Source organism: Corynebacterium sp. HMSC078H07, from assembly GCF_001812805.1.
Taxonomy (GTDB): Bacteria; Actinomycetota; Actinomycetes; order Mycobacteriales; family Mycobacteriaceae; genus Corynebacterium.
In genome coordinates this window covers 1-412 of record NZ_KV810484.1, presented here as the reverse complement: position 1 = coordinate 412, position 412 = coordinate 1, and the positions used below count along the sequence as shown (strand labels likewise).

General features: G+C 59.5%; 1 pseudogene. It reads right to left on the bottom strand.

Annotated features, from left to right (window positions below):
* Positions 1-16: 16 nt before the first annotated feature.
* Positions 17-412 (bottom strand): annotated as a pseudogene (locus HMPREF2875_RS06900) (elongation factor 4); the annotation flags it as partial.

Sequence of the window (412 nt, the reverse complement as noted above, 5' to 3'; positions counted from 1 at the left end):
GGTTATACGGCGTGCTCTAGTCGGCGTCGGTGGACAGCGCCGCGACGAAGGCTTCCTGCGGCACCGAAACGGAGCCGATGGACTTCATGCGCTTCTTACCGGCCTTCTGCTTCTCCAGCAGCTTGCGCTTACGGGAAATATCGCCGCCGTAGCACTTGGCCAACACGTCCTTGCGCATGGCGCGAATGTTTTCACGCGCGATGATTTTCGAACCAATCGCCGCCTGGACTGGAACCTCGAACTGCTGGCGCGGGATGAGCTCCTTGAGCTTCTTGGTCATCTTATTGCCGTACCACTGTGCGGAATCGCGGTGCACGATGGCGGAAAAGGCATCCACCGGATCGCCGTTGAGCAGAATATCCACCTTCACCAGGTCCGCCAGCTGCTCGCCGGCTTCCTCATAGTTGAGGGA